The sequence below is a fragment of the Sinorhizobium garamanticum genome (assembly GCF_029892065.1).
GTDB classification, from domain to species: domain Bacteria; phylum Pseudomonadota; class Alphaproteobacteria; order Rhizobiales; family Rhizobiaceae; genus Sinorhizobium; species Sinorhizobium garamanticum.
Genome location: NZ_CP120373.1, coordinates 1,190,330 through 1,209,025, shown reverse-complemented (window position 1 = coordinate 1,209,025; position 18,696 = coordinate 1,190,330). Strand labels below are relative to the sequence as shown.

Sequence of the window (18,696 nt, the reverse complement as noted above, 5' to 3'; positions counted from 1 at the left end):
GCCGTAGACCTCAGAAGCAGCGGACCTCCGCTTCGGCCTGCGCGCGTCTTAATTCGGCGATGGCGGATTTCGCCGGCGCAGTCTGCCGGAACAGAGCTCCTCTCTCGCCTGTCTCAAATCCCAGGCTCCTGAACGTCGCGGCTGCCTCATAGCGTTCGTAGGGGAGGATCGAGGCTATGACGTCGATGGAGCAGGAACAGCTCTCGAGCGCGGCTCGCGTGTCGCCATTGGCTTTCATGCAGCCATACACATAGTCGACGATTGCAACGGTCGGATAGCTTCCTGCTGCCGACGCCGTCGCAGCGCACGTGAGCGCGGCGAGGAAAGCGATCACGTCCAAGTTACCAGTGCGCACTACGAACTCTCCAGGTATCGATGTGTAAATGGCACCAGGTTAGGCCGATGTAAGCAACGTATTATAATAGTAACTGTCTTAGCAAAACAAATCTAAACCCTCTGAATATTAGTAATATATGTGTTGCATAGCAGCATTTTTTTGTTGTTGCGCCACATGCACAGCGTATATTTAACCTTGCCTTAACCGGTCTAATCGCCTATTCTGCCAAGTGTTTCCGGCTTCAAGCATTGTCTCTTGGGAGCGTAAAAGTCGCGTCGGTCAAGAGGACGGGCAATAACGGTGCCCTCTGCCCATCCAACTGAACCGTGAAACGCTGAAGCAAGCAGATATCCCACGACAAGCACGACAGAGCTTGGGCTGGCCTTGTGGTCTCCCGAGGATTGTGATGACGCGCCTCGGGTCCACATCGACATCGGGAGGAAATCCGCATGCGCATACTCGGAAAACTATATCTGCCGATGACTGCCGCTGGACTTCTGACAGCGGCTCTTGCCGGAAATGCGTTCGCCAATGACGAACTGATGAAACTGGCGGCCGACGCGAAGAACTGGGCGATGCCCACGGGCGATTATGCAAACACCCGCTATTCGAAACTGAACCAGATCAACAAAGACAACGTCAAGAACCTGCAGGTCAAGTGGACCTTCTCGACCGGTGTGCTGCGTGGCCATGAGGGCGGACCGCTGGTCATCGGCGACGTCATGTACGTCCATACGCCGTTTCCCAACAACGTCTATGCCCTCGATCTCAACAACGACGGCAAGATCCTCTGGAAATACGAGCCAAAGCAGAATGAGAACGTCATCGGCATCATGTGCTGTGACACGGTCAATCGTGGCGTCGCCTATGGCGATGGCAAGATCATCCTGAACCAGAACGACACGACAGTCGTTGCCCTCGACGCCAAGACCGGCAAAGTCGTCTGGTCCGTGAAGAATGGAGAACAGACCGACGGCAGCAAGGCCGAATCCAGCACGGGTGCGCCAATGGTCGTCAAGGACAAGGTGCTGATCGGTATATCTGGTGCGGAATATGGCGTCCGCGGCTGGATGGCGGCGTACAATCTGAAGGACGGGTCGCTTGCGTGGAAGGCCTATTCGACGGGGCCTGACTCCGAAATGCTCGTCGACCCCGAAAAGACCACCCACCTCGGAAAGCCCATCGGACCTGACTCCGGTATAAAGACCTGGGAAGGCGAGGAGTGGAAGACCGGCGGCGGCACGACATGGGGGTGGTACTCCTATGATCCGAAGCTCAACCTGATCTATTATGGCACGGCCAACCCGGGGGCTTGGAACCCGGTGCAGCGCCCGGGCGACAATCGCTGGTCGATGACCCTGATGGCGCGTGACGTGGATACCGGTATGGCCAAGTGGCTATATCAGATGACCCCGCACGACGAGTGGGACTATGACGGCGTCAACGAGAACATTCTCGTCGACGGAATGCAGATCAATGGTCAGCCGCGCGACGTGCTCGTGCATTTCGACCGCAACGGCTTTGCCTATACCCTCGATAGGGCGACGGGAGAGCTTCTGGTTGCCAAGAAATACGATCCGACGGTCAACTGGGCGACGGAAGTCGTCATGGATCCGAAGAGCGAGCAGTATGGCCGGCCGCAGGTCGTGGCGAAATACTCCACCGAACAGAACGGCGAGGACGTGAATACGACGGGGATCTGCCCCGCGGCCCTCGGCACGAAGGATCAGCAGCCGGCCGCCTATTCACCGAAGACCGGCTTGTTCTACGTGCCGACAAACCACGTCTGCATGGATTATGAGCCGTACAAGGTCAGCTACACGGCCGGTCAAGCTTATGTCGGTGCGACCGTTTCGATGTATCCGACCCCGGGCAGCCATGGCGGCATGGGCAACTTCATTGCCTGGGATGCTGCCAAAGGCGAGATCGTCTGGTCGAAGCCTGAGCGGTTCTCGGTCTGGTCCGGTGTCCTCGCGACCGAAGGCGACGTTGTCTTCTACGGAACCCTGGAAGGTTACATCGTCGCCGTCGATACGGCGGGCAATGAACTCTACCGGTTCAAGACGCCATCTGGCATCATCGGCAACGTCAACACGTTCGAACATGGCGGCAAGCAGTATATCGCCGTCTTGTCGGGCGTTGGTGGCTGGGCAGGCATCGGACTCGCCGGTGGCCTTCTGGGAGCGGAGGGCGCAGCGGCGTGGCAGCAGGCCGTGGCCGGTGAGAATGCTCCGACCGCAGAAGAAGAAAAAATCGCCACAGCAGGTTTGGGTGCGGTAGGCGGTTATGCCGGACTGGCAGAGTACACGACGCTTGGCGGGCAACTGACCGTCTTCGGTCTTCCGGACTGATGACCACCTGTTCGAGAGTGATGGGGCTGCGTCTCCGGCGCGGCCCCATCAGACATCGACGCATATATCGACGGCCCGAAGCAATGACTGCCGGGCAGTTCGCATCTCCATTCGTGCAAACCCCGATAGGCCCTGCTGGAGCGTCGCGTTCCGGTTTTCCAAAGCGTGGAGTTGTTGATGGCTTTTCGTAATGTAGTTTTGGCGCTTGGCGCCATGTTCCCGCTCTTGATCCCCGGAAATATTACAGCGGCAGACGACAAGCAAAAAGCCGCAGCAGTCAAAGACGAAGACGGCAAATATTTCGATTCGGAGGGCAACCCGACGTTCAAGTTTCAGAACGATGGCACGGTCGACTGGTACACCTTCAGCGGCTACCGGCGCTATCATTCGGACTGTCATGTCTGCCACGGCCCTGATGGGGTCGGCTCGAGTTATGCACCCGCTCTGGCTACGACCATGAAGAACATGGATTACCCGACTTTCCTCTCGATCGTTGCGGAGGGGCGCAAGAACGTCGGCGGCGGCAAGGAAAACGTCATGCCGGCGTTCGGCGACAACAAGAACGTCTATTGCTACCTCGACGACATCTACGTCTACCTGCGCGCCCGAGCCGTCGGCGCAGCCCCTCGAGGTCGTCCGCCCAAGAAGGCCGACAAGCCCGAAGCGGCGAAGGCCTACGAGACGTCCTGCATGGGTGAGTGACATGGCACACGGTGTCTACTGGACCTTTAGGGCAGCCCTCATCGCCACAGTGATGGCCGCACTGATGCCGTTGCAAGCGCAATCCCAGAGCGCCGGGCTCGGGGCTGCCGGCGAACTGGTCGATCCGGATACGCTGCGGGTCTGCGCCGACCCGTCTAACATGCCCTTCTCCGACCAGAGCGGCGAGGGCTTCGAAGACAAGCTCGCCAAGATGGTCGCAGCCAAGACAGGACGAAGTTCCGTCGCCTACATGTGGTATCCCTCGATCACTGGTTTTGTGCGCAATACGCTCGGCGCCAACCGTTGCGATATCATCATGGGCTACGCGCAGGGAGACGAACTCGTCCAGAATACCAACGCTTATTATCGCTCCTCCTATGTGCTGCTGTACAAGAAGGATGGCGATCTTGCCGGCGTCGAAACGCTGACCGACCCGAAACTTGCCGACAAGCGGATCGGCGTGGTCCAGGGAACGCCACCCTCCGCGAATATGGCAATCGCAAAGCTGATGCGCAAAGCCAAGGTCTATCCGCTCAGGGTCGACACGCGGATAATGCCGTCGGTGGCCGAGCTCATGATCCAGGACATGCTGGCAGGCGTGATTGACGCTGCCGCGGTCTGGGGGCCGATGGCGGGCTATTACGCCCGCAAGTCCGGGGCCGATCTGGCGATGGTGCCCTTGACCAGGGAGAAGGGCGGCGAGCGCATGATCTTTCGGATCACGATGGGTGTGCGGCCGTCTGACCAGCAATGGAAACGCACGCTCAATTCCTTCATCAGGGACAACCAGGAGGAAATCAACAAGCTCTTGCTTTCATATGACGTCCCGCTGCTCGATGAACGCGACGAGAGGATCACGCAGTGATGTCCGATTACCTCGCGACGCCGGAGACGTGGGACGCCGGGTCATCCGCATCCGGTGACTGCCGATGGTTGGAGGGGCTGCGTCTTTTCCGGCTTATCCTGGCGAACCGGTCCGTGGCGGAGGTGAGAATCAAGGGAGGATAACGATATGGACGTACGCGCCGCCGTCGCCACTGAGGCCGGCAAACCCCTGGAAATCATGACGGTTCAGCTCGAAGGACCGAAGGCCGGCGAGGTGCTGGTCGAGGTCAAGGCGACCGGCATCTGCCACACCGACGATTTCACCCTGTCCGGCGCCGACCCGGAAGGGCTGTTCCCGGCGATCCTCGGCCACGAGGGGGCCGGCATCGTCATCGACGTCGGCCCCGGCGTCACCTCGGTGAAGAAGGGCGACCACGTCATCCCGCTCTATACCCCGGAATGCCGATCCTGCCCCTCGTGTCTCAGCCGCAAGACCAATCTCTGCACCGCCATCCGCGCCACGCAGGGCCAGGGCGTGATGCCGGACGGCACCTCGCGCTTCTCGGTCAACGGCGGCAAGCTGCACCATTACATGGGCTGTTCGACCTTTGCGAACTTCACCGTGCTGCCGGAGATTGCCGTGGCCAAGGTCAACCCGGACGCGCCGTTCGACAAGATCTGCTACATCGGCTGCGGGGTGACCACCGGCATCGGTGCGGTGATCAACACCGCCAAGGTGGAGATGGGGTCGACGGCGATCGTCTTCGGCCTCGGCGGCATCGGCCTCAACGTCATTCAAGGCCTGAGACTCGCCGGTGCCGACACGATCATCGGCGTCGATTTGAACAACGACAAGAGGCCCTGGGGCGAGAAGTTCGGCATGACCCACTTCGTCAATCCGAAGGAGGTCGGCGACGACATCGTGCCCTATCTCGTCAACCTGACCAAGCGCGGTGCCGACCAGATCGGCGGCGCCGACTATACCTTCGACTGCACCGGCAATGTGAAAGTGATGCGCCAGGCGCTCGAAGCCTCGCACCGCGGCTGGGGCAAGTCGGTGATCATCGGGGTCGCCGGCGCCGGCCAGGAGATCGCGACGAGGCCGTTCCAGCTGGTCACCGGCCGCACCTGGATGGGCACCGCCTTTGGCGGCGCGCGCGGGCGCACCGACGTGCCGAAGATCGTCGACTGGTACATGGAGGGCAAGATCGAGATCGACCCGATGATCACCCACACGTTGCCGCTCGACGACATCAACAAGGGCTTCGAGCTGATGCATTCCGGTGAGAGCATCAGGAGCGTCGTGATATACTGAGCGTGTCCGCCGGGCGCTTGAGCCAAATCGAACGCTATCCGAGGCGGCGGGCTTCGGCACATCAGGGAGGACATGCAATGAATAGTTCAATCAGCATTCATCCGGCAGTGGATGGCGGCATCCAACCCGCCAGCCCGGATTTTGCCGGAGGTACGCTTGTTTGTGCCTGCACGGACAGGCCGGTCAAGGTCAGGATCGAGGGGCAGATCGCCCACAACCACGCTTGCGGCTGCACCAAATGCTGGAAGCCAAGCGGCGCCAATTTCTCCATTGTCGCCGTTGTTCCACATGACAAGTTGACGGTGCTCGAGAACGGCGACAAGCTGCAAGTGGTCGATCCGACCGCGCTGATCCAGCGCCACGCCTGCAGGGAGTGCGGCGTTCATATGTATGGGCCGGTGGAGCGGGAACACGCCTTCCAGGGGCTGGATTTCATTCACCCCGAGCGCCTCCAGGAGTCGGGCTGGGCTCCCCCCGGCTTCGCAGCCTTCGTCTCCTCCATCATCGAATCGGGAGTCGACCCCAGCCGCATGGACGGCATCCGCGCGCGCCTGAGGGAGCTCGGGCTGGAGCCCTATGACTGCCTGTCGCCAGCCCTGATGGATTTTATTGCCACCTGGGTCGCGAAGAAGTCGGGCGCTCTTCCGAGCTGATCGCGCAGCAGCCGTGTCAGCGTGTTGGTTAGGGCCGCTGACACGGCGCCTGTGTCACATACTCTGCCGTTGGGAGCATTAGCAGCCGCACATCCGCGCGACTGTCGGGAACAATTTTTGCTCGGCTGCGGCCGTGCTTCTGAGGGCTCCCGTCGCACAACCGTCGCAACACGAAGTAGGTCGATCGCAGGGCGCATCATCCGGCGCGCCGAAAACGGGTTGAAGTCAGAGACGGAACGCACGATTCTTATACCATCAGAAACGTGGAGGCCCACGTGATGGGACGGATAGTGCACCATTACCTCATCTTCGAAACCGTCAGTGGTTTCTGCGGCATCGCCTGGAACGACAACGGAATAACGCGCTTCCAGCTGCCAACAAAAGATGCCGCCGCGACGGAGCGAATGCTGTTGCGGCGCCTTCCGGATGCCGAACCCGGTACGCCGACGCCGGACGTGCTCGAAGCAGTCGCGGCCGCGAAGCGCTATTTCGAGGGCCAAGAAATCGATTTCTCCGGCTTCAGGCTTGATCTCGCCGGACAGGAAGAGTTCTTCAAGCTAGTTTATGCCGCTGCGCGGCGAGTCCGGTGGGGGCGGACGACCACCTATGGCGCGTTAGCGAAGGAACTCGGTGCCGGACCAGAAGCGGCGCGGGACGTCGGCCAAGCCATGGCGAAGAATCCGATCCCGCTGATTATTCCCTGCCACCGCGTCCTGGCCGCGGGCGGCAAGATCGGCGGTTTCTCGGCGCCGGGCGGTGCATCGGCAAAGACGCGCATGCTCGAACTGGAGGGCGTTCGTCTCGGCGCGCCACAGCCCGCGCAGCAATCCTTTGGCTTCTGAAGTGCGCCGCAATCAAACGGATTTATGGATGCGCTACCGGCATGATTCCTTAAAATCATGCTTCTGTGATTCCGCTTGAAGCCGGTGCATCCTGGCTTGCCCCAATGAGGTCCATCCGCCCGCGCCGCAACGTGAACGCCGTCCAGAGGTCTCCCGTCGATCGTGGCGTGGATATCACGCGGATCCAGCGGCGCAGCAGCGTTAACCACAAATCCATGTAATCCGGCCGCTGACCTCGGCGCGTCTGTTAAAGAATAATTAACGCCACTATAAGTTCAAAATAAATAGAGACGAGATCACGTGGGATCCGGAAATCCAGGTCTTTTGACGATTTACATGACAATTCGTGATCGAGGAATTGTGTAGAATTTTAACAATGGAGTATCGAACCACAATTCTAATCTCTCTAACATTTTGTGCTTGTCCTGATTAATTTACCATCTCAATGAAAACGCTCGGCGGTTAACGCTTGCTGTCGATATCCCGTCTATATTCTCCGCGTTGTCAGCGGGCGTCAGAGTATCTCGTCATGTGCGGTTTTGGTGGCTATTTCGGTTCTGTCCCGGATGGAAAGGCTCTTCTTGAGAAGATGACGGCCGCGATTGCCCATCGCGGGCCGGATGAGCAAGGCGTGTTTACCGCTCCGCAGGCCGGTCTTGGCCATGTCAGGCTATCGATCGTCGGGCTGGGGGACGGCCAGCAGCCGATGTCCGATGTTACCGGCGAGCTGACGATCGCCTTCAACGGCGAGATCTTCAATTATGTCGAACTGCGCGACGAACTTCGCGCCAAGGGTCGTCGCTTCCGCACATCCAGCGACACGGAGGTCATCCTCCATCTTTACGATGAAATGGGCGAGGATTGCGTATCCCGCCTCAACGGTGACTTCGCCTTTGCGCTATGGGACAACCGCCGCCGGCGGATGCTGCTGGCGCGCGATCGCATGGGTGTCCGGCCTCTGTTTTATGCAATGCGCGCCGGAACGCTCTATTTCGCCTCCGAGGTCAAGGCGCTCCTTCAGGTTCCCGGTCTCTCCGCGGAGATCGACCCGATCGCGCTCGATCAGATTTTCACGCTCTGGGCGCCGATCGCGCCGCGCACGCCGTTCAAGGACACCTTCGAACTCGAACCGGCAAGCCTGATGATTGCCGACGAGCGGTGTGTGGTCACCCGGACCTATTGGAACCTCGAGTTTCCGGAGAGGGATGCGCCGTCCCGGCATGTCGATGAAGGCCAGGCTGCCGAGGAGTTGCGCGCGCTTCTGACCGACGCGACGCGCATCCGCATGCGGGCCGACGTGCCGGTCGGCGCCTACCTGTCGGGCGGCCTCGATTCGTCCATCGTCTCGGCGCTCGCCGCCAGCATGGCGCCGCAGGGCCTTCGAACCTTTTCCGTGACCTTCGACAGCGCCGAACATGACGAGAGCGCCTTCCAGCACGAAATGGCCGCCGCTCTCGGCACTGATCACAGGGCCGTCGCCTGCCGCGCCGGCGATATCGCCAAGGTTTTCCCGGATGTGGTCCGTTATGCCGAGAGGCCGGTGCTTCGAACTGCGCCGGCCCCCTTGTACCAACTCTCCGGCCTGGTGCGCGATTCCGGCCTGAAGGTGGTGCTCACAGGGGAGGGGGCGGACGAAGTCTTCGCGGGCTACGACATCTTCAAGGAAGCGCGCGTGCGCCGTTTCTGCGGCAGGCAACCCGGCTCGCGCATGAGACCGCACCTGTTCCGCAAGCTCTACCCCTATCTGCCAGGCCTCAAGCAGCAGTCGTCCGAATATCTCGCGGCATTTTTCGGCGCCGGGAACGACCCGCTTGAGGACCCGCTCTTTTCGCATCGCCCGCGGCTCAAGGGAACGGCGGCGACGAAGATGTTCTTCTCCGGCGATTTGCGCGCCAGGCTGGCGGGTTATGACGCGGCCGATGAGCTCATCAGCCGCTTGCCTGAAGCCTTCGGGCGCTGGCATCCGCTGCATCAGGCGCAATATCTCGAAAGCCGTTTCCTTCTGCCGGGCTACATCCTTTCGAGCCAGGGCGACCGTATGGCGATGGCCCATGGGGTCGAAGGCCGCTTTCCCTTCCTCGATCACCGTCTCGTCGAATTCGCCGCGGGACTGCCGCCGGAAATGAAGCTCAAGGGTCTGGTGGAAAAGCACATTCTGCGTGAGGCCACAAAGGATCTTCTGCCGCCGTCGATCGGCAAGCGGACCAAGCAGCCCTATCGCGCGCCGGACAGCCTTTCCTTTAGCGGCCGGGGCGAGCTCGACTATGTGCGCACGGCCATGGGCGAAGAGGCGATCGCCGCCGGCGGCCTTTTCAACGCGAAGGCGGTGACGAAACTTTACGAGAAGTGCCGGGCGCGCCCCGCCTCCGGCTTTCGCGACAACGCGGCCTTCGTCGGCATCCTGTCGACGCAACTGTGGCTGCAGACATTCACCGGCACGAGCATCCGCGCGGCGGAGGCTGCCTGAAACCAGACAGGGAAGGGATGAGACATGACAGAAACGATCAAGGACAGCGTCAAGGCGTTCATCATCGAGAATTTTCTTTTCGGTGACACGTTCTATGAACTCGCCGACACGGCATCGCTGATCGAAAACGACATCATCGATTCGACCGGGGTGCTGGAGCTCGTCGCTTTCATCGAGGACCGCTTCGGCATCGCTATGGCCGACGCCGATATCGTCCCGGCAAATCTCGACTCGCTTGCGCGCATTTCCGCATTCATCGCGGCAAAGTCCGCCGTGCCAATCTCGGCATAGACGGCGATAGGGTTGGGGGGACGTCGGGTACATGCGGTTCGAGCAATTTCTCATCAGGAACGCCGGAGCGAACGGCGACAAGACGGCACTCGTCACCGAGCGCAAGCGGCTCAGCTATGAGGAGCTCGATGATCTCTCGAACCGCCTCGCCACCGCCCTCGCCGCAAACGGCGTGAAGCGGAACGACCGGGTTCTGGTCTTCATGGACAATTGCTGGGAGGCGGCGGTTTCGATCTTCGCGATCCTCAAGGCCGGTGCGACCTTCAGCCCGATCAATGCGTCGACCAAGGCCGACAAGCTTGCCTATATCATCGGCGATTGCGACGCGGCGGCAATCCTCACCCAGGCCAAGCTGATACCGATCGTCGCGGACGCGCGCGACCTTCTGCCCGGTGCGCCACCCTTCGTTGCATCGACCGCGGCGCCGGGAGGCCGGACGCCGGAGGGAGCCGCGTCGTTCGAGGATTGCCTGGCGGCAGAACCCATGCCTGTTCCTCACGGCGGCATCGATGTCGATCTCGCCATGCTGATCTACACCTCCGGGTCGACCGGCCGGCCCAAGGGGGTGATGATGACGCATCGAAACGTCGATGCCGCTTCGGAATCGATCACCACCTATCTTCGCAACACGCCCGACGACATCATCCTCAACGTCCTGCCGCTTGCCTTCGACTATGGCCTATATCAGCTCCTGATGGCTGTCCGGCTCGGGGCGACGCTGGTACTCGAAAAGTCCTTTGCCTTCCCGCAGGCGATCTTCGAGCGCATTCGCGCCGAAGGCGTGACGGGCTTTCCGCTGGTGCCGACGATGGCCGCGATGATCCTGCAGATGCGCGATCTCGAGCCCGGCTTCCTGCCGAGCCTTCGCTATATTTCCAACACCGCCGCGGCGTTGCCGCCGGCCCATATCGCGCGTTTGAGAGAACTCTTCCCCTCGGCTCGGCTCTATTCCATGTACGGCCTGACGGAATGCAAGCGCTGCACCTATCTGCCGCCTGAAGAGTTGGATGGCCGACCCGGCTCGGTCGGCATCGCCATTCCCAACACCGAAGCCTTTGTCGTCGACGATGAGGGAAACCGGGTGCCGCCGGGCGTTCCGGGCGAACTGGTGATCCGCGGTCCGCATGTGATGCAGGGATACTGGCGCAACGACGCGGCGACCGAGCGCATGCTGCGGCCCGGCCCGAACCCGTGGGAAAAGGTGCTTTACACAGGAGATCTCTTCCGCACCGACGGGGAGGGCTTCCTCTATTTCGTCGGGCGCAAGGACGACATCATCAAGACGCGCGGCGAGAAGGTGGCGCCGAAGGAAGTCGAGACCGTGCTGCATGCCCATCCGGGAATTGCGGAAGCGGTCGTGATCGGTGTTCCTGATCCGGTGCTTGGCGCTGCGATCGGCGCGCTTGTCGTTCTTTCGGATCCGGCACTGAGCGAGAAGGACATCATTCGTCATTGCGCCCGCCATCTCGAGGATTTCATGGTGCCAAAAATCATCGAATTCCGCACCGAACTCCCGAAGACAGATACAGGCAAGGTCAGCCGCAGGCTGGCGGTGGAAACATTGGAGCTTGCAGAATGAATATCCGTCCGGACCAGGATAAATTTGTCTTCTCGGCCGATAGCCTGAAGGTGGACGCGGCCGCGGAGACGGATCGCATCGTGGACGGGCTGCGCGCGCAGCTGCGCGGCATGCGCAAACGCGGCCTCGTGCTCGGCCTTTCCGGCGGCATCGATTCGAGTGTCTCGGTCGCGCTCGCCGTGCGCGCCGTCGGCGCGAAGAACGTCTTCTGTCTGTTCATGCCGGAAAACGACTCCGATCCGGAGAGCCTTCGCCTCGGCCGGCTGGTGGCGGAAACCTTCGGCGTCGAGGCGGTCGTCGAGGACATCGGACCAACACTCGCGGCGATGGGCTGCTACGAGCGACGCGACGCGTTCATCCGAGAGCTTGTTCCTGACTATGGGCCGGGTTGGGCATCGAAGATCGTCATCGCCAATGCGCTCGAAGGCGATGGCTACAACATCTCCTCGCTGGTCGTGCAGGATCCGGCCGGAAAACAGAAAAAAGTGCGTATGCCGCCCTCGGTCTATCTCGGCATCGTTGCCGCGACGAACATGAAGCAGCGCACGCGCAAGCAGATCGAATATTACCACGCCGACCGTTTGAACTTCGCCGTTCTCGGCACTCCGAACCGGCTCGAATACGACCAGGGCTTCTTCGTCAAGAACGGCGACGGCGCGGCCGACGTCAAGCCGATCGCGCATCTCTACAAATCGCAGGTCTATGCGCTCGCCGCGCATCTTGACGTCCCCGAGGAAATCCGGCGCAGGCCGCCGACGACGGACACCTATTCGCTCGCGCAGACGCAGGAGGAGTTCTATTTCTCGCTGCCCTACGACCGCATGGACCTATGCCTCTATGGTCTCAACAACGGCATAAGCGCCGAGGAGGTCGCCCGCGCGGCGCAACTGACGGCGATCCAGGTGGAGCGCGTCTGGGCGGATATTGCTGCCAAGCGCAAGGCGACACGCTACCTGCACCTGGGACCGCAGCTCGTCCAGCCGGTAGAGGAAATCGGTCACTGACCGGGGCAGCGGGCGGCGCGTGTTAGTCGAAGCGGCCGCCGAACACGCGGTTCCAGTGTTCGCCTGCGAGCCCGTTCACGAAGCCTTGCGCATTGCGGAAGGCGTCGACGAGCTCTGCGTCGCGCGAGTGGACGACGGTCGAGGCTGCATGAACGAAGGCAATCCGCCGGCCGAGCATCGCGTCCACCAGGGCCGGCTGTGTCCGCCCCCGCAGGCCCGCAACACCGCGCGCGGCCGCGTGGTCGATGAGGCAGTCGATGACGGGACCGGCCTGCCCCGGCGCGGCAAGAACCTGGAGCACCCGGGCGATGCCGCCGACGCGCGCATGGTAGAAGAATGCGCCCACAGGCGTGCCACCGCGCGCGGTGACGGCGGCGAAGACCGGCTTGCCAAATTCCGGCTTCTCGACTGCATCCGCCAGCACGTGGTCGAGTTGTCCCGGCGCCCAGTCGGGGCGCAAGGCAAACTGCGCCGTCAACCGTTCGAAGAGAGCGGCAAAGGCGTGCCGGTCGATGTCTGAGACCTGCAAAGCTCCGCGGGCGGGCGGGCTTTCGGCCAGACCCGACCACTGCAATCTTCCGCTGTTCATGCTGCTGCGATAAAGGCGATCGATCGAGCGCGCGAGCGGGCGCAGCAGACGGGCCGGACGGATGCGGCTTGCAACGAGATCGAGCACAAAGGTCGAGGGCCGGACGACCCGTATCCATTCGAGACTGTATTGCGGGAGCGCGATGCCGCGCAGCTTCGTCCACATTTGCGTGGAAACGTCGCTCGCGGTCTCGCTGAAGGAAAGATCCTGCGGGCCGGCGAGAAAAGCCTTGAGGAGTCTCGCGCCGGCGAGCGGGTCGCTCTCGTGCCCTTCGACCATCAGCGATCCGCAGATCGCCGCACGCAATCGTCTGCCATTGAAGGTCATCGGCAGGGTATTCACCCCGACGAAGCCGGAAATGCGCCCCCCGCCGTTGACGTAGACGAGCGGCGAGATCTCCGGGTCGCATCCGGGCGATTCCAGATAGAGCTGGCGAAGATAGTCGATGAAGCTCTGCGGCGTGGTTTGCCGGTTGCGGAATACCCGCTGGAACAGCCCGGCAACGGCCGGAATGTCCGCCGCCTCCAAAGGACGGACATCGCTCATTTGCCACGTCCCTCGAATGCGTCGACCGGGCTCTCACCGGCGAGCTTCTGCACCAGTGCCACGCGTGGCTTGCCCGTCGCATCGGTGGCAAATGTCGCGGCGCCATAGGCCTTGGTCCGCGCGAGAAGCGCGGCCGCCTGCCGTTCCTGCCCCTCTCCGAACTCGAACAGCAGCCAGCCGCCCGGCTTCAGAAAGACAATGGCGTCGCGCACCAAGCGTTGATGGATCGAAATGCCATAAGGGCCGCCGTCGAAGGCTTCGCGCGGCTCGGTTGCCAGAAGGTGGGCGCTGTCGCTTTCGAGACGCGACGTCGAGATGTAAGGCGGATTGCAGACGATCAAGTCGACCGCGCGTTCCAGGCCCTCACCCTCGAGCGCCGCGAAAAGATCGCCCTGCCGGATGGTCACACGCTCCTGAAGGGCGAGACGCTCGACGTTGCGGCGCGCCAGCGCCACCGTGCTGTCCGTCAGATCCGCACCCCAGACACGCGCGGAAGGAATGTCGGCCGCTATCCCCAGCGCAAGGTTGCCCGAGCCGCAGCACATGTCGATCACCGTCGCCTGCCCGGCATGATCGCGAAGGATGGCGGCGGCGCGGCGCCCGAGCAGCTCGGTTTCCTCTCTTGGCACCAGGACGTCCGGCGCCAGCTCGAGCTCGACTTCCATGAACCGAGCGAGCCGAACCGAGGGGTCGCCTGCTCGACTGCCGTGCAAATGATCGTGGCTCTGCTGCACGAACGCTCCTTCGATTGCTGGATGGATATCAGGTCGTCGCGGACCCTATCCCATCCAAGTAAACGGAAGCTGAAATGTAAACGGAAGCTGAAATGCAATTGATGCGAGTACGTTAACCGCGCAATCATTTCTGCGTGGTAGTGTCCGCGGATGCCGGTGACCGTGCGGACCACGCGTTCGCCCGAGTGCCGCGCACAATGTCAGGCACGCGTCAAAGGCAGATCGCAATGGCTTCGGAATGCGCAACGGAACCGGGCAGGTACAGGCCATTTCTGCCGATGCTCCTGTCCTATATTGCCTCCGGCGGGAGTCTCGTCATCGGGTCCGCGGCGCAGCTTCTGACCTTCGCCATTCTGGCCCGCTGGCTCGGCGTCCAAGAATTCAGCGTATTCGTTGCCGTTACCGCCGTCGCCAATATTGCCGTTCACCTGTGCGGGCTCGGCGCGATGGAATGTCTCGTGCGCCGGGTCGCGCGCGACCGTGCCATCTATCCGCAGATGCTTGGTCACAACATCATTCTGACGGCGGCAAGCGGCGTGGCGCTGGTCCTGATCGGGTCCGCCGTCCTGCCATTCTTTCTCACGCTTTCCGCCGATCCGCTGACGAACTTCGCGGTGATCACGCTGATGCTCGTGACCAATGTCGTGCTGGTTCGCATCATCGTGCTGGTGGAGCAGATCTTTCTCGCCCATTCCGACTTCGCTTCGGCGAACGTCGTCGTGGTCGCTTTCGCGGTCGCACGGACAGCCGCGGCGGCGCTCGCCTGTATTGCCTTCGGCGTTGCCACAGTCGCGTCCTGGGCCGTCTGGCAGTTCGTATGCCACGTCCTCGTGGCTTTGGCCTGCATATGGGCCATCAGAGGGCTGGGTAGGCCACGCTATACCATCGTGCGTGACGAAGTGCCGCAAGGCCTCTATTTCAGCATTCCGTTCATCCTGCGCGCAGTGCGCCAGAACGCCGACCTGCTGGTCCTCAGTCTCGTCGCGACGGCCGAGATCGTTTCGAGCTACAGCGTTGCACGCCGGATGTTGGAGAGCAGCTATCTGTCCGTCGAGGCGCTGCATCGCCTTATCTACCCAGGTTCGGCAAGAATTTCCGCGGCTGGGCTGCATCACGCGCTGGAACTGGTGCGAAAGGTGCTGATCGCCGCCACCGCCATCAGCGTCGCGGCGGCCATAGTGGTTTTCGTGTTGGCGCCGATCCTGCCCTATCTGTTCGGCAAGGATTACATTTCTCTCGTCGCATTTGTCAGGAATCTTTGCTGGGTCATCGTACCGCTCGCCATCTGGTCGGTGGCGGTGGAAGCACTCGGCGCCTCGGGTTACCACGCTGCCCGCGCAACGGTGATGGGGCTTGGCAGTGTGGCGGGGGCGGCGCTCGCCGCGTGGGCGAGCTGGTATGCCCCGCCTGCCGGCACATTCGTTTCGTTCTATGTGATCGAGATTGCGATGGTTGTCGCCGCATGGAGCGTGTTCCTCCATTTCGTTCGGCGCGACAGGGAGCACGCCGGTCTGCCGGAAGTTTCGGCAAGGATGGTGCATGAAGGCTGACTTGCGGGGTGCTCAATCGGCACCGGCCGGCGAAGCCGACCCGCGCCGACCGGCCGGCATAAGGGCAATGGAGCGCGCCGACGTCCCCACCATCGGCAAGCTGTTCAACAAGATTTTCCGCAAGACCGACTGTCAGGCCGGAGAAGATCTCAGGCGGTATCTGGAGACCGTGTTCTTCGGCAGTCCCCTTTACACTCGGGAGTGCGGGAGCGTTGTCCACGAGAATGGCGGGGGTGACATCGATAGCGCGATCCTTGCAGTTCCCATCGAGTTTCTCGTTCACGGCCGCCCGACCGTCGCCCGGCTTCTCTGCGCCTTCATGGCGGACGGCAAGGCCGGAGCGGCGGGTGCCGCGCGTCTTGCCCGCATGATGCGCGCTGAGCGCCAGGAGATGTGTTTTTCGGACAGTTCGTCTCCGGTGAGCGCCGATCACTGGGTTGCCGCCGGTGGCGCCGTTCTGCCTATCCAGAGTCTCGAATGGCGACGCGCGTTTCGGCCATTCGTCGCGGGCGCCTTCCTTGCGAGCCGGCGAGTTCCTCTGCTCAGGTCGCGTGCCGTCATCGGCGCGCTTGCTTTGGCGGATCACGCGCTGCGTTGGCGAGCGCCGTCGACGAAGCCCAGTTCGGTGCTGGGATTCGAGACGAGGCCGGCAAGCCTTGAGGAGTTCCGCCAGTGCGCGGGACCGATGCTCAAGCGCTTTTCGGTTCGTCCCACCTGGTCAAGGCCCGAATTCGATTGGCTCGCAGCCGTCGCCTCCTTGAACCGAAGCCTCGGGGCGTTGCAATGCCGGAAGGTGATTTGTGAACGCGGCCGGACGGTCGGTACATTCCTCTTCTTCGGCAAGGAGAACGGGATCGCCAACGTACTCAACGTGCTTTGCGAGGAGGGACGCGAATTCGACGTCACTGCCGAAATGTTCGCCTCACTCGATCGCGAAGGTTACGCCGCCGCCGTCGGCATGGCACAGCCCTTTCTGATGAATGCCATATCGCGCCGGCGATGGCTGTCCTTTCGTCATAGGGGGTATTTCTGCATGGTCACGCGTCACGCCGACCTCATGGAGGCGGCATTGCGCAACGACATCTATATCGGCGGCCTCGCCTCGGAGAGCTGGAGCAGGCTGCTTACGGATTTCTAGAAGCAGCTCTGACTCTTTGGAGCCGATCGCGACGGGCGGCGGAAGGTTACCGACTGCAAGCTGTACTTAACGGAATATTCACCCTGCCAGCGTAATTCTTAACAATCGATGCGGGGTACGCAGGACGCTCTTTGCTGGCTTCAAGGGCATGCGTGGGGAAAAGACGGATGTATCGGCAGAGCGAGCCCGAGGAACAAGGATTAGGCCTGCAGACACGCTATCGGCGGCTTCGCTCCGGCGAAGGCTCGCTGCTCGACCTCGTGCCCACTCCCGAGGAGGAAGAGGCGATCGTTCCTGAAGACCGCAGGACTTCGTTCCGGGCGGTGAATTTTCCGGCGCCTCCGGCGGAGCGCCAACCGGTGCAGCCGACCGTTGGCGAATGGCTCCCCCGTCTTCAGCTTATCGGCGAGATCGGCATCGATGACGTGATCCTGTGGCTGCGTGACGGGATGCGCTGGATCGCGATAGCCGTGATCCTTTGCATTGCCGCTGCCCTTGCCTATGCCCTGATGGCGTCGCCGCGATATACCGTCTATACCGACATCGTCGTCGATCCGTCCAATCTCAACGTCGTCAGCGATGACGTCTTCACCAGCAACCCGCAGCGCGACGCGCAACTGCTGGAGGTCGAAAGCAAGCTCAGGATTCTCACGTCGCGCAACGTTTTGGCGCGCGTCATCGACAAACTGCAGCTGACGAATGATGTTGAGTTCGTCAAACCGTCCCCGCTCGATTTTCTGAAGAACCTCCTACTGTCGGATCAGGAGGAGGCCGCCGACAAGCACCTGGCGGCGCTGCGCGCTTTGACGGAGCGGGTCGAGGCGCGGCGGGAGGAGCGTTCCTTCGTCGTCGTCATGAAGGTCTGGAGCGAAGAACCGGAGAAGGCCGTCGTCCTGTCGGATGCGATTGTCGATGCCTTTGAAACGGAGCTTTTTCAGTCGGCTGCGGAAAGCGCCGGCCGTGTCGCCCAGAACCTGAACGCCCGTTTGGACGAACTGCGCCGCAACGTGACCGAGGCCGAGAAGAAGGTCGAGGATTTCCGCCGAGCGAATGGATTGCAGTCGACCAACGGCGAGCTCGTCAGCAACCAGCTTTCCGGCGAGCTTAATACTCAGGTCCTGGCTGCGCAGCAGGGCTTCATCCAGGCTGAGACGCGTTACAAGCAGATGAGCGCAGCGATCGCCAAGAAGCAGACGGCGAGCGCTTCGGTTTTCGAATCCGCCAACATGACAAGCCTGCGGCAGCAGTATAATGCGCTCCAGCAGCAGATCGGTTCGATGCAGCTGATCTACGGCGAAAGGCACCCGCGCCTCGTCTCCGCGCGCTCCGAACGGACGACGCTGGAAGCCGCCATGCACGAGGAGGCCCGGCGCATCCTGGAGCGCGCGAAGGCCGATTTCGACAGGGAGCAATCCGCCCTCGATGCGCTGCGCGACAAGGCACGCGCCGAGAAATCGAATGTCTTCACCGACAACGAGGCCCAGGTCCAACTGCGCGACCTGGAACGCGACGCACGGGCAAAGGCGGCGATCTATGAAACGCACCTCACTCGCGCCCAACAGATCACCGAGCGCCAGCAGATCGACGCGACCAATGTCCGCGTCATCTCGCGCGCGATGCCCCCAAACTCCCGAACCTGGCCGCCCCGGACGTTCATCCTGTTGATTGCCGGCGGCGTAGCGGGGCTCTTCATCGGTGTGGCAGCCGCCCTGACCCTTGGCCTGTGGAAGTATGTTCGCGGCCCGCGGCCGACGGCCGGATAAGGGAGCCGCA

16 protein-coding genes are annotated in these 18,696 nt (G+C 61.9%); 13 read left to right on the top strand and 3 right to left on the bottom strand.

The window, feature by feature from the left end; all coding sequences use genetic code 11:
- Window positions 1-10: 10 nt before the first annotated feature.
- The gene (locus PZN02_RS05775; protein WP_425336272.1) at window positions 11-355 is read right to left on the bottom strand and encodes a hypothetical protein; all 345 of its coding nucleotides are present in this window, start codon (window positions 353-355) and stop codon (window positions 11-13) included.
- A 461-nt stretch (window positions 356-816) separates the two neighbouring features.
- Between PZN02_RS05775 and PZN02_RS05770 the strand changes: the two genes are divergently transcribed.
- The 10 genes from PZN02_RS05770 (at window position 817) to nadE (ending at window position 12,366) form a co-directional block, all read left to right on the top strand.
- On the top strand, window positions 817-2,688 hold the full coding sequence (locus PZN02_RS05770; protein ID WP_280661400.1) for a methanol/ethanol family PQQ-dependent dehydrogenase: 1,872 nt from the start codon (window positions 817-819) through the stop codon (window positions 2,686-2,688).
- A 213-nt stretch (window positions 2,689-2,901) separates the two neighbouring features.
- Complete coding sequence (locus tag PZN02_RS05765) at window positions 2,902-3,390, top strand: c-type cytochrome, methanol metabolism-related (RefSeq protein ID WP_280661399.1); 489 nt, start codon at window positions 2,902-2,904, stop codon at window positions 3,388-3,390.
- 1 nt (window position 3,391) lies between these two features.
- Complete coding sequence (locus PZN02_RS05760; protein ID WP_280660643.1) at window positions 3,392-4,255, top strand: quinoprotein dehydrogenase-associated putative ABC transporter substrate-binding protein; 864 nt, start codon at window positions 3,392-3,394, stop codon at window positions 4,253-4,255.
- Window positions 4,256-4,402: 147 nt separating this feature from the next.
- Window positions 4,403-5,530: an S-(hydroxymethyl)glutathione dehydrogenase/class III alcohol dehydrogenase gene (locus PZN02_RS05755; RefSeq protein WP_280660642.1), complete on the top strand. Its 1,128-nt coding sequence runs from the start codon at window positions 4,403-4,405 to the stop codon at window positions 5,528-5,530.
- A 77-nt stretch (window positions 5,531-5,607) separates the two neighbouring features.
- Window positions 5,608-6,183 (top strand): S-(hydroxymethyl)glutathione synthase, encoded by a 576-nt coding sequence (gene gfa / locus PZN02_RS05750; protein ID WP_280660641.1) that lies wholly within the window; start codon window positions 5,608-5,610, stop codon window positions 6,181-6,183.
- A gap of 278 nt (window positions 6,184-6,461) precedes the next feature.
- Window positions 6,462-7,025 carry a methylated-DNA--[protein]-cysteine S-methyltransferase gene (locus tag PZN02_RS05745; protein ID WP_280660640.1) on the top strand — a complete coding sequence of 188 codons (564 nt, stop codon included), beginning with the start codon at window positions 6,462-6,464 and terminating at the stop codon, window positions 7,023-7,025.
- Window positions 7,026-7,554: 529 nt separating this feature from the next.
- Window positions 7,555-9,492: an asparagine synthase (glutamine-hydrolyzing) gene (asnB, locus tag PZN02_RS05740; protein ID WP_280660639.1), complete on the top strand. Its 1,938-nt coding sequence runs from the start codon at window positions 7,555-7,557 to the stop codon at window positions 9,490-9,492.
- 24 nt (window positions 9,493-9,516) lie between these two features.
- On the top strand, window positions 9,517-9,783 hold the full coding sequence (locus PZN02_RS05735) for an acyl carrier protein (RefSeq protein WP_280660638.1): 267 nt from the start codon (window positions 9,517-9,519) through the stop codon (window positions 9,781-9,783).
- A gap of 31 nt (window positions 9,784-9,814) precedes the next feature.
- On the top strand, window positions 9,815-11,362 hold the full coding sequence (locus PZN02_RS05730) for a class I adenylate-forming enzyme family protein (protein WP_280660637.1): 1,548 nt from the start codon (window positions 9,815-9,817) through the stop codon (window positions 11,360-11,362).
- Window positions 11,359-12,366, top strand: a complete 1,008-nt coding sequence (nadE, locus tag PZN02_RS05725; protein ID WP_280660636.1) for an NAD(+) synthase — start codon at window positions 11,359-11,361, stop codon at window positions 12,364-12,366. The genes PZN02_RS05730 and nadE overlap by 4 nt, the downstream gene beginning before the upstream one ends.
- 22 nt (window positions 12,367-12,388) lie before the next feature.
- Here the strand turns inward: nadE and PZN02_RS05720 are convergent, their stop codons facing one another.
- Complete coding sequence (locus PZN02_RS05720) at window positions 12,389-13,501, bottom strand: GNAT family protein (protein WP_280660635.1); 1,113 nt, start codon at window positions 13,499-13,501, stop codon at window positions 12,389-12,391.
- The gene (locus PZN02_RS05715) at window positions 13,498-14,166 is read right to left on the bottom strand and encodes a N5-glutamine methyltransferase family protein (RefSeq protein ID WP_280661398.1); all 669 of its coding nucleotides are present in this window, start codon (window positions 14,164-14,166) and stop codon (window positions 13,498-13,500) included. Before PZN02_RS05715 ends, PZN02_RS05720 begins: the two co-directional genes overlap by 4 nt.
- Window positions 14,167-14,462: 296 nt before the next feature.
- Here PZN02_RS05715 and PZN02_RS05710 point away from each other — a divergent pair, with 296 nt between their 5' ends.
- The 3 genes from PZN02_RS05710 (at window position 14,463) to PZN02_RS05700 (ending at window position 18,686) form a co-directional block, all read left to right on the top strand.
- A complete protein-coding gene (locus PZN02_RS05710) occupies window positions 14,463-15,785 on the top strand; it encodes a lipopolysaccharide biosynthesis protein (protein WP_280660634.1) in 1,323 nt (440 codons plus the stop codon).
- Window positions 15,775-16,923, top strand: a complete 1,149-nt coding sequence (locus PZN02_RS05705; RefSeq protein WP_280660633.1) for a GNAT family N-acetyltransferase — start codon at window positions 15,775-15,777, stop codon at window positions 16,921-16,923. The genes PZN02_RS05710 and PZN02_RS05705 overlap by 11 nt, the downstream gene beginning before the upstream one ends.
- A 167-nt stretch (window positions 16,924-17,090) precedes the next feature.
- Entirely contained in the window at window positions 17,091-18,686 is a 1,596-nt protein-coding gene (locus tag PZN02_RS05700; protein ID WP_280660632.1) for a GumC family protein, read from the top strand.
- Window positions 18,687-18,696: the final 10 nt, after the last annotated feature.

Excerpts from the sequence above, each read along its gene's own strand:
- PZN02_RS05705 (WP_280660633.1), top strand. The coding sequence starts at position 15,775 with ATGAAGGCTGACTTGCGGGGTGCTCAATCGGCACCGGCCGGCGAAGCC.
- PZN02_RS05755 (WP_280660642.1), top strand. The coding sequence starts at position 4,403 with ATGGACGTACGCGCCGCCGTCGCCACTGAGGCCGGCAAACCCCTGGAA.
- PZN02_RS05765 (WP_280661399.1), top strand. The coding sequence starts at position 2,902 with ATGTTCCCGCTCTTGATCCCCGGAAATATTACAGCGGCAGACGACAAG.
- PZN02_RS05745 (WP_280660640.1), top strand. The coding sequence starts at position 6,462 with ATGGGACGGATAGTGCACCATTACCTCATCTTCGAAACCGTCAGTGGT.
- PZN02_RS05770 (WP_280661400.1), top strand. The coding sequence starts at position 817 with ATGACTGCCGCTGGACTTCTGACAGCGGCTCTTGCCGGAAATGCGTTC.
- PZN02_RS05760 (WP_280660643.1), top strand. The coding sequence starts at position 3,392 with ATGGCACACGGTGTCTACTGGACCTTTAGGGCAGCCCTCATCGCCACA.
- PZN02_RS05720 (WP_280660635.1), bottom strand. The coding sequence starts at position 13,501 with ATGAGCGATGTCCGTCCTTTGGAGGCGGCGGACATTCCGGCCGTTGCC.
- PZN02_RS05700 (WP_280660632.1), top strand. The coding sequence starts at position 17,091 with ATGTATCGGCAGAGCGAGCCCGAGGAACAAGGATTAGGCCTGCAGACA.
- gfa (WP_280660641.1), top strand. The coding sequence starts at position 5,608 with ATGAATAGTTCAATCAGCATTCATCCGGCAGTGGATGGCGGCATCCAA.
- PZN02_RS05715 (WP_280661398.1), bottom strand. The coding sequence starts at position 14,166 with ATGGAAGTCGAGCTCGAGCTGGCGCCGGACGTCCTGGTGCCAAGAGAG.
- PZN02_RS05735 (WP_280660638.1), top strand. The coding sequence starts at position 9,517 with ATGACAGAAACGATCAAGGACAGCGTCAAGGCGTTCATCATCGAGAAT.
- nadE (WP_280660636.1), top strand. The coding sequence starts at position 11,359 with ATGAATATCCGTCCGGACCAGGATAAATTTGTCTTCTCGGCCGATAGC.
- PZN02_RS05730 (WP_280660637.1), top strand. The coding sequence starts at position 9,815 with ATGCGGTTCGAGCAATTTCTCATCAGGAACGCCGGAGCGAACGGCGAC.
- asnB (WP_280660639.1), top strand. The coding sequence starts at position 7,555 with ATGTGCGGTTTTGGTGGCTATTTCGGTTCTGTCCCGGATGGAAAGGCT.
- PZN02_RS05710 (WP_280660634.1), top strand. The coding sequence starts at position 14,463 with ATGGCTTCGGAATGCGCAACGGAACCGGGCAGGTACAGGCCATTTCTG.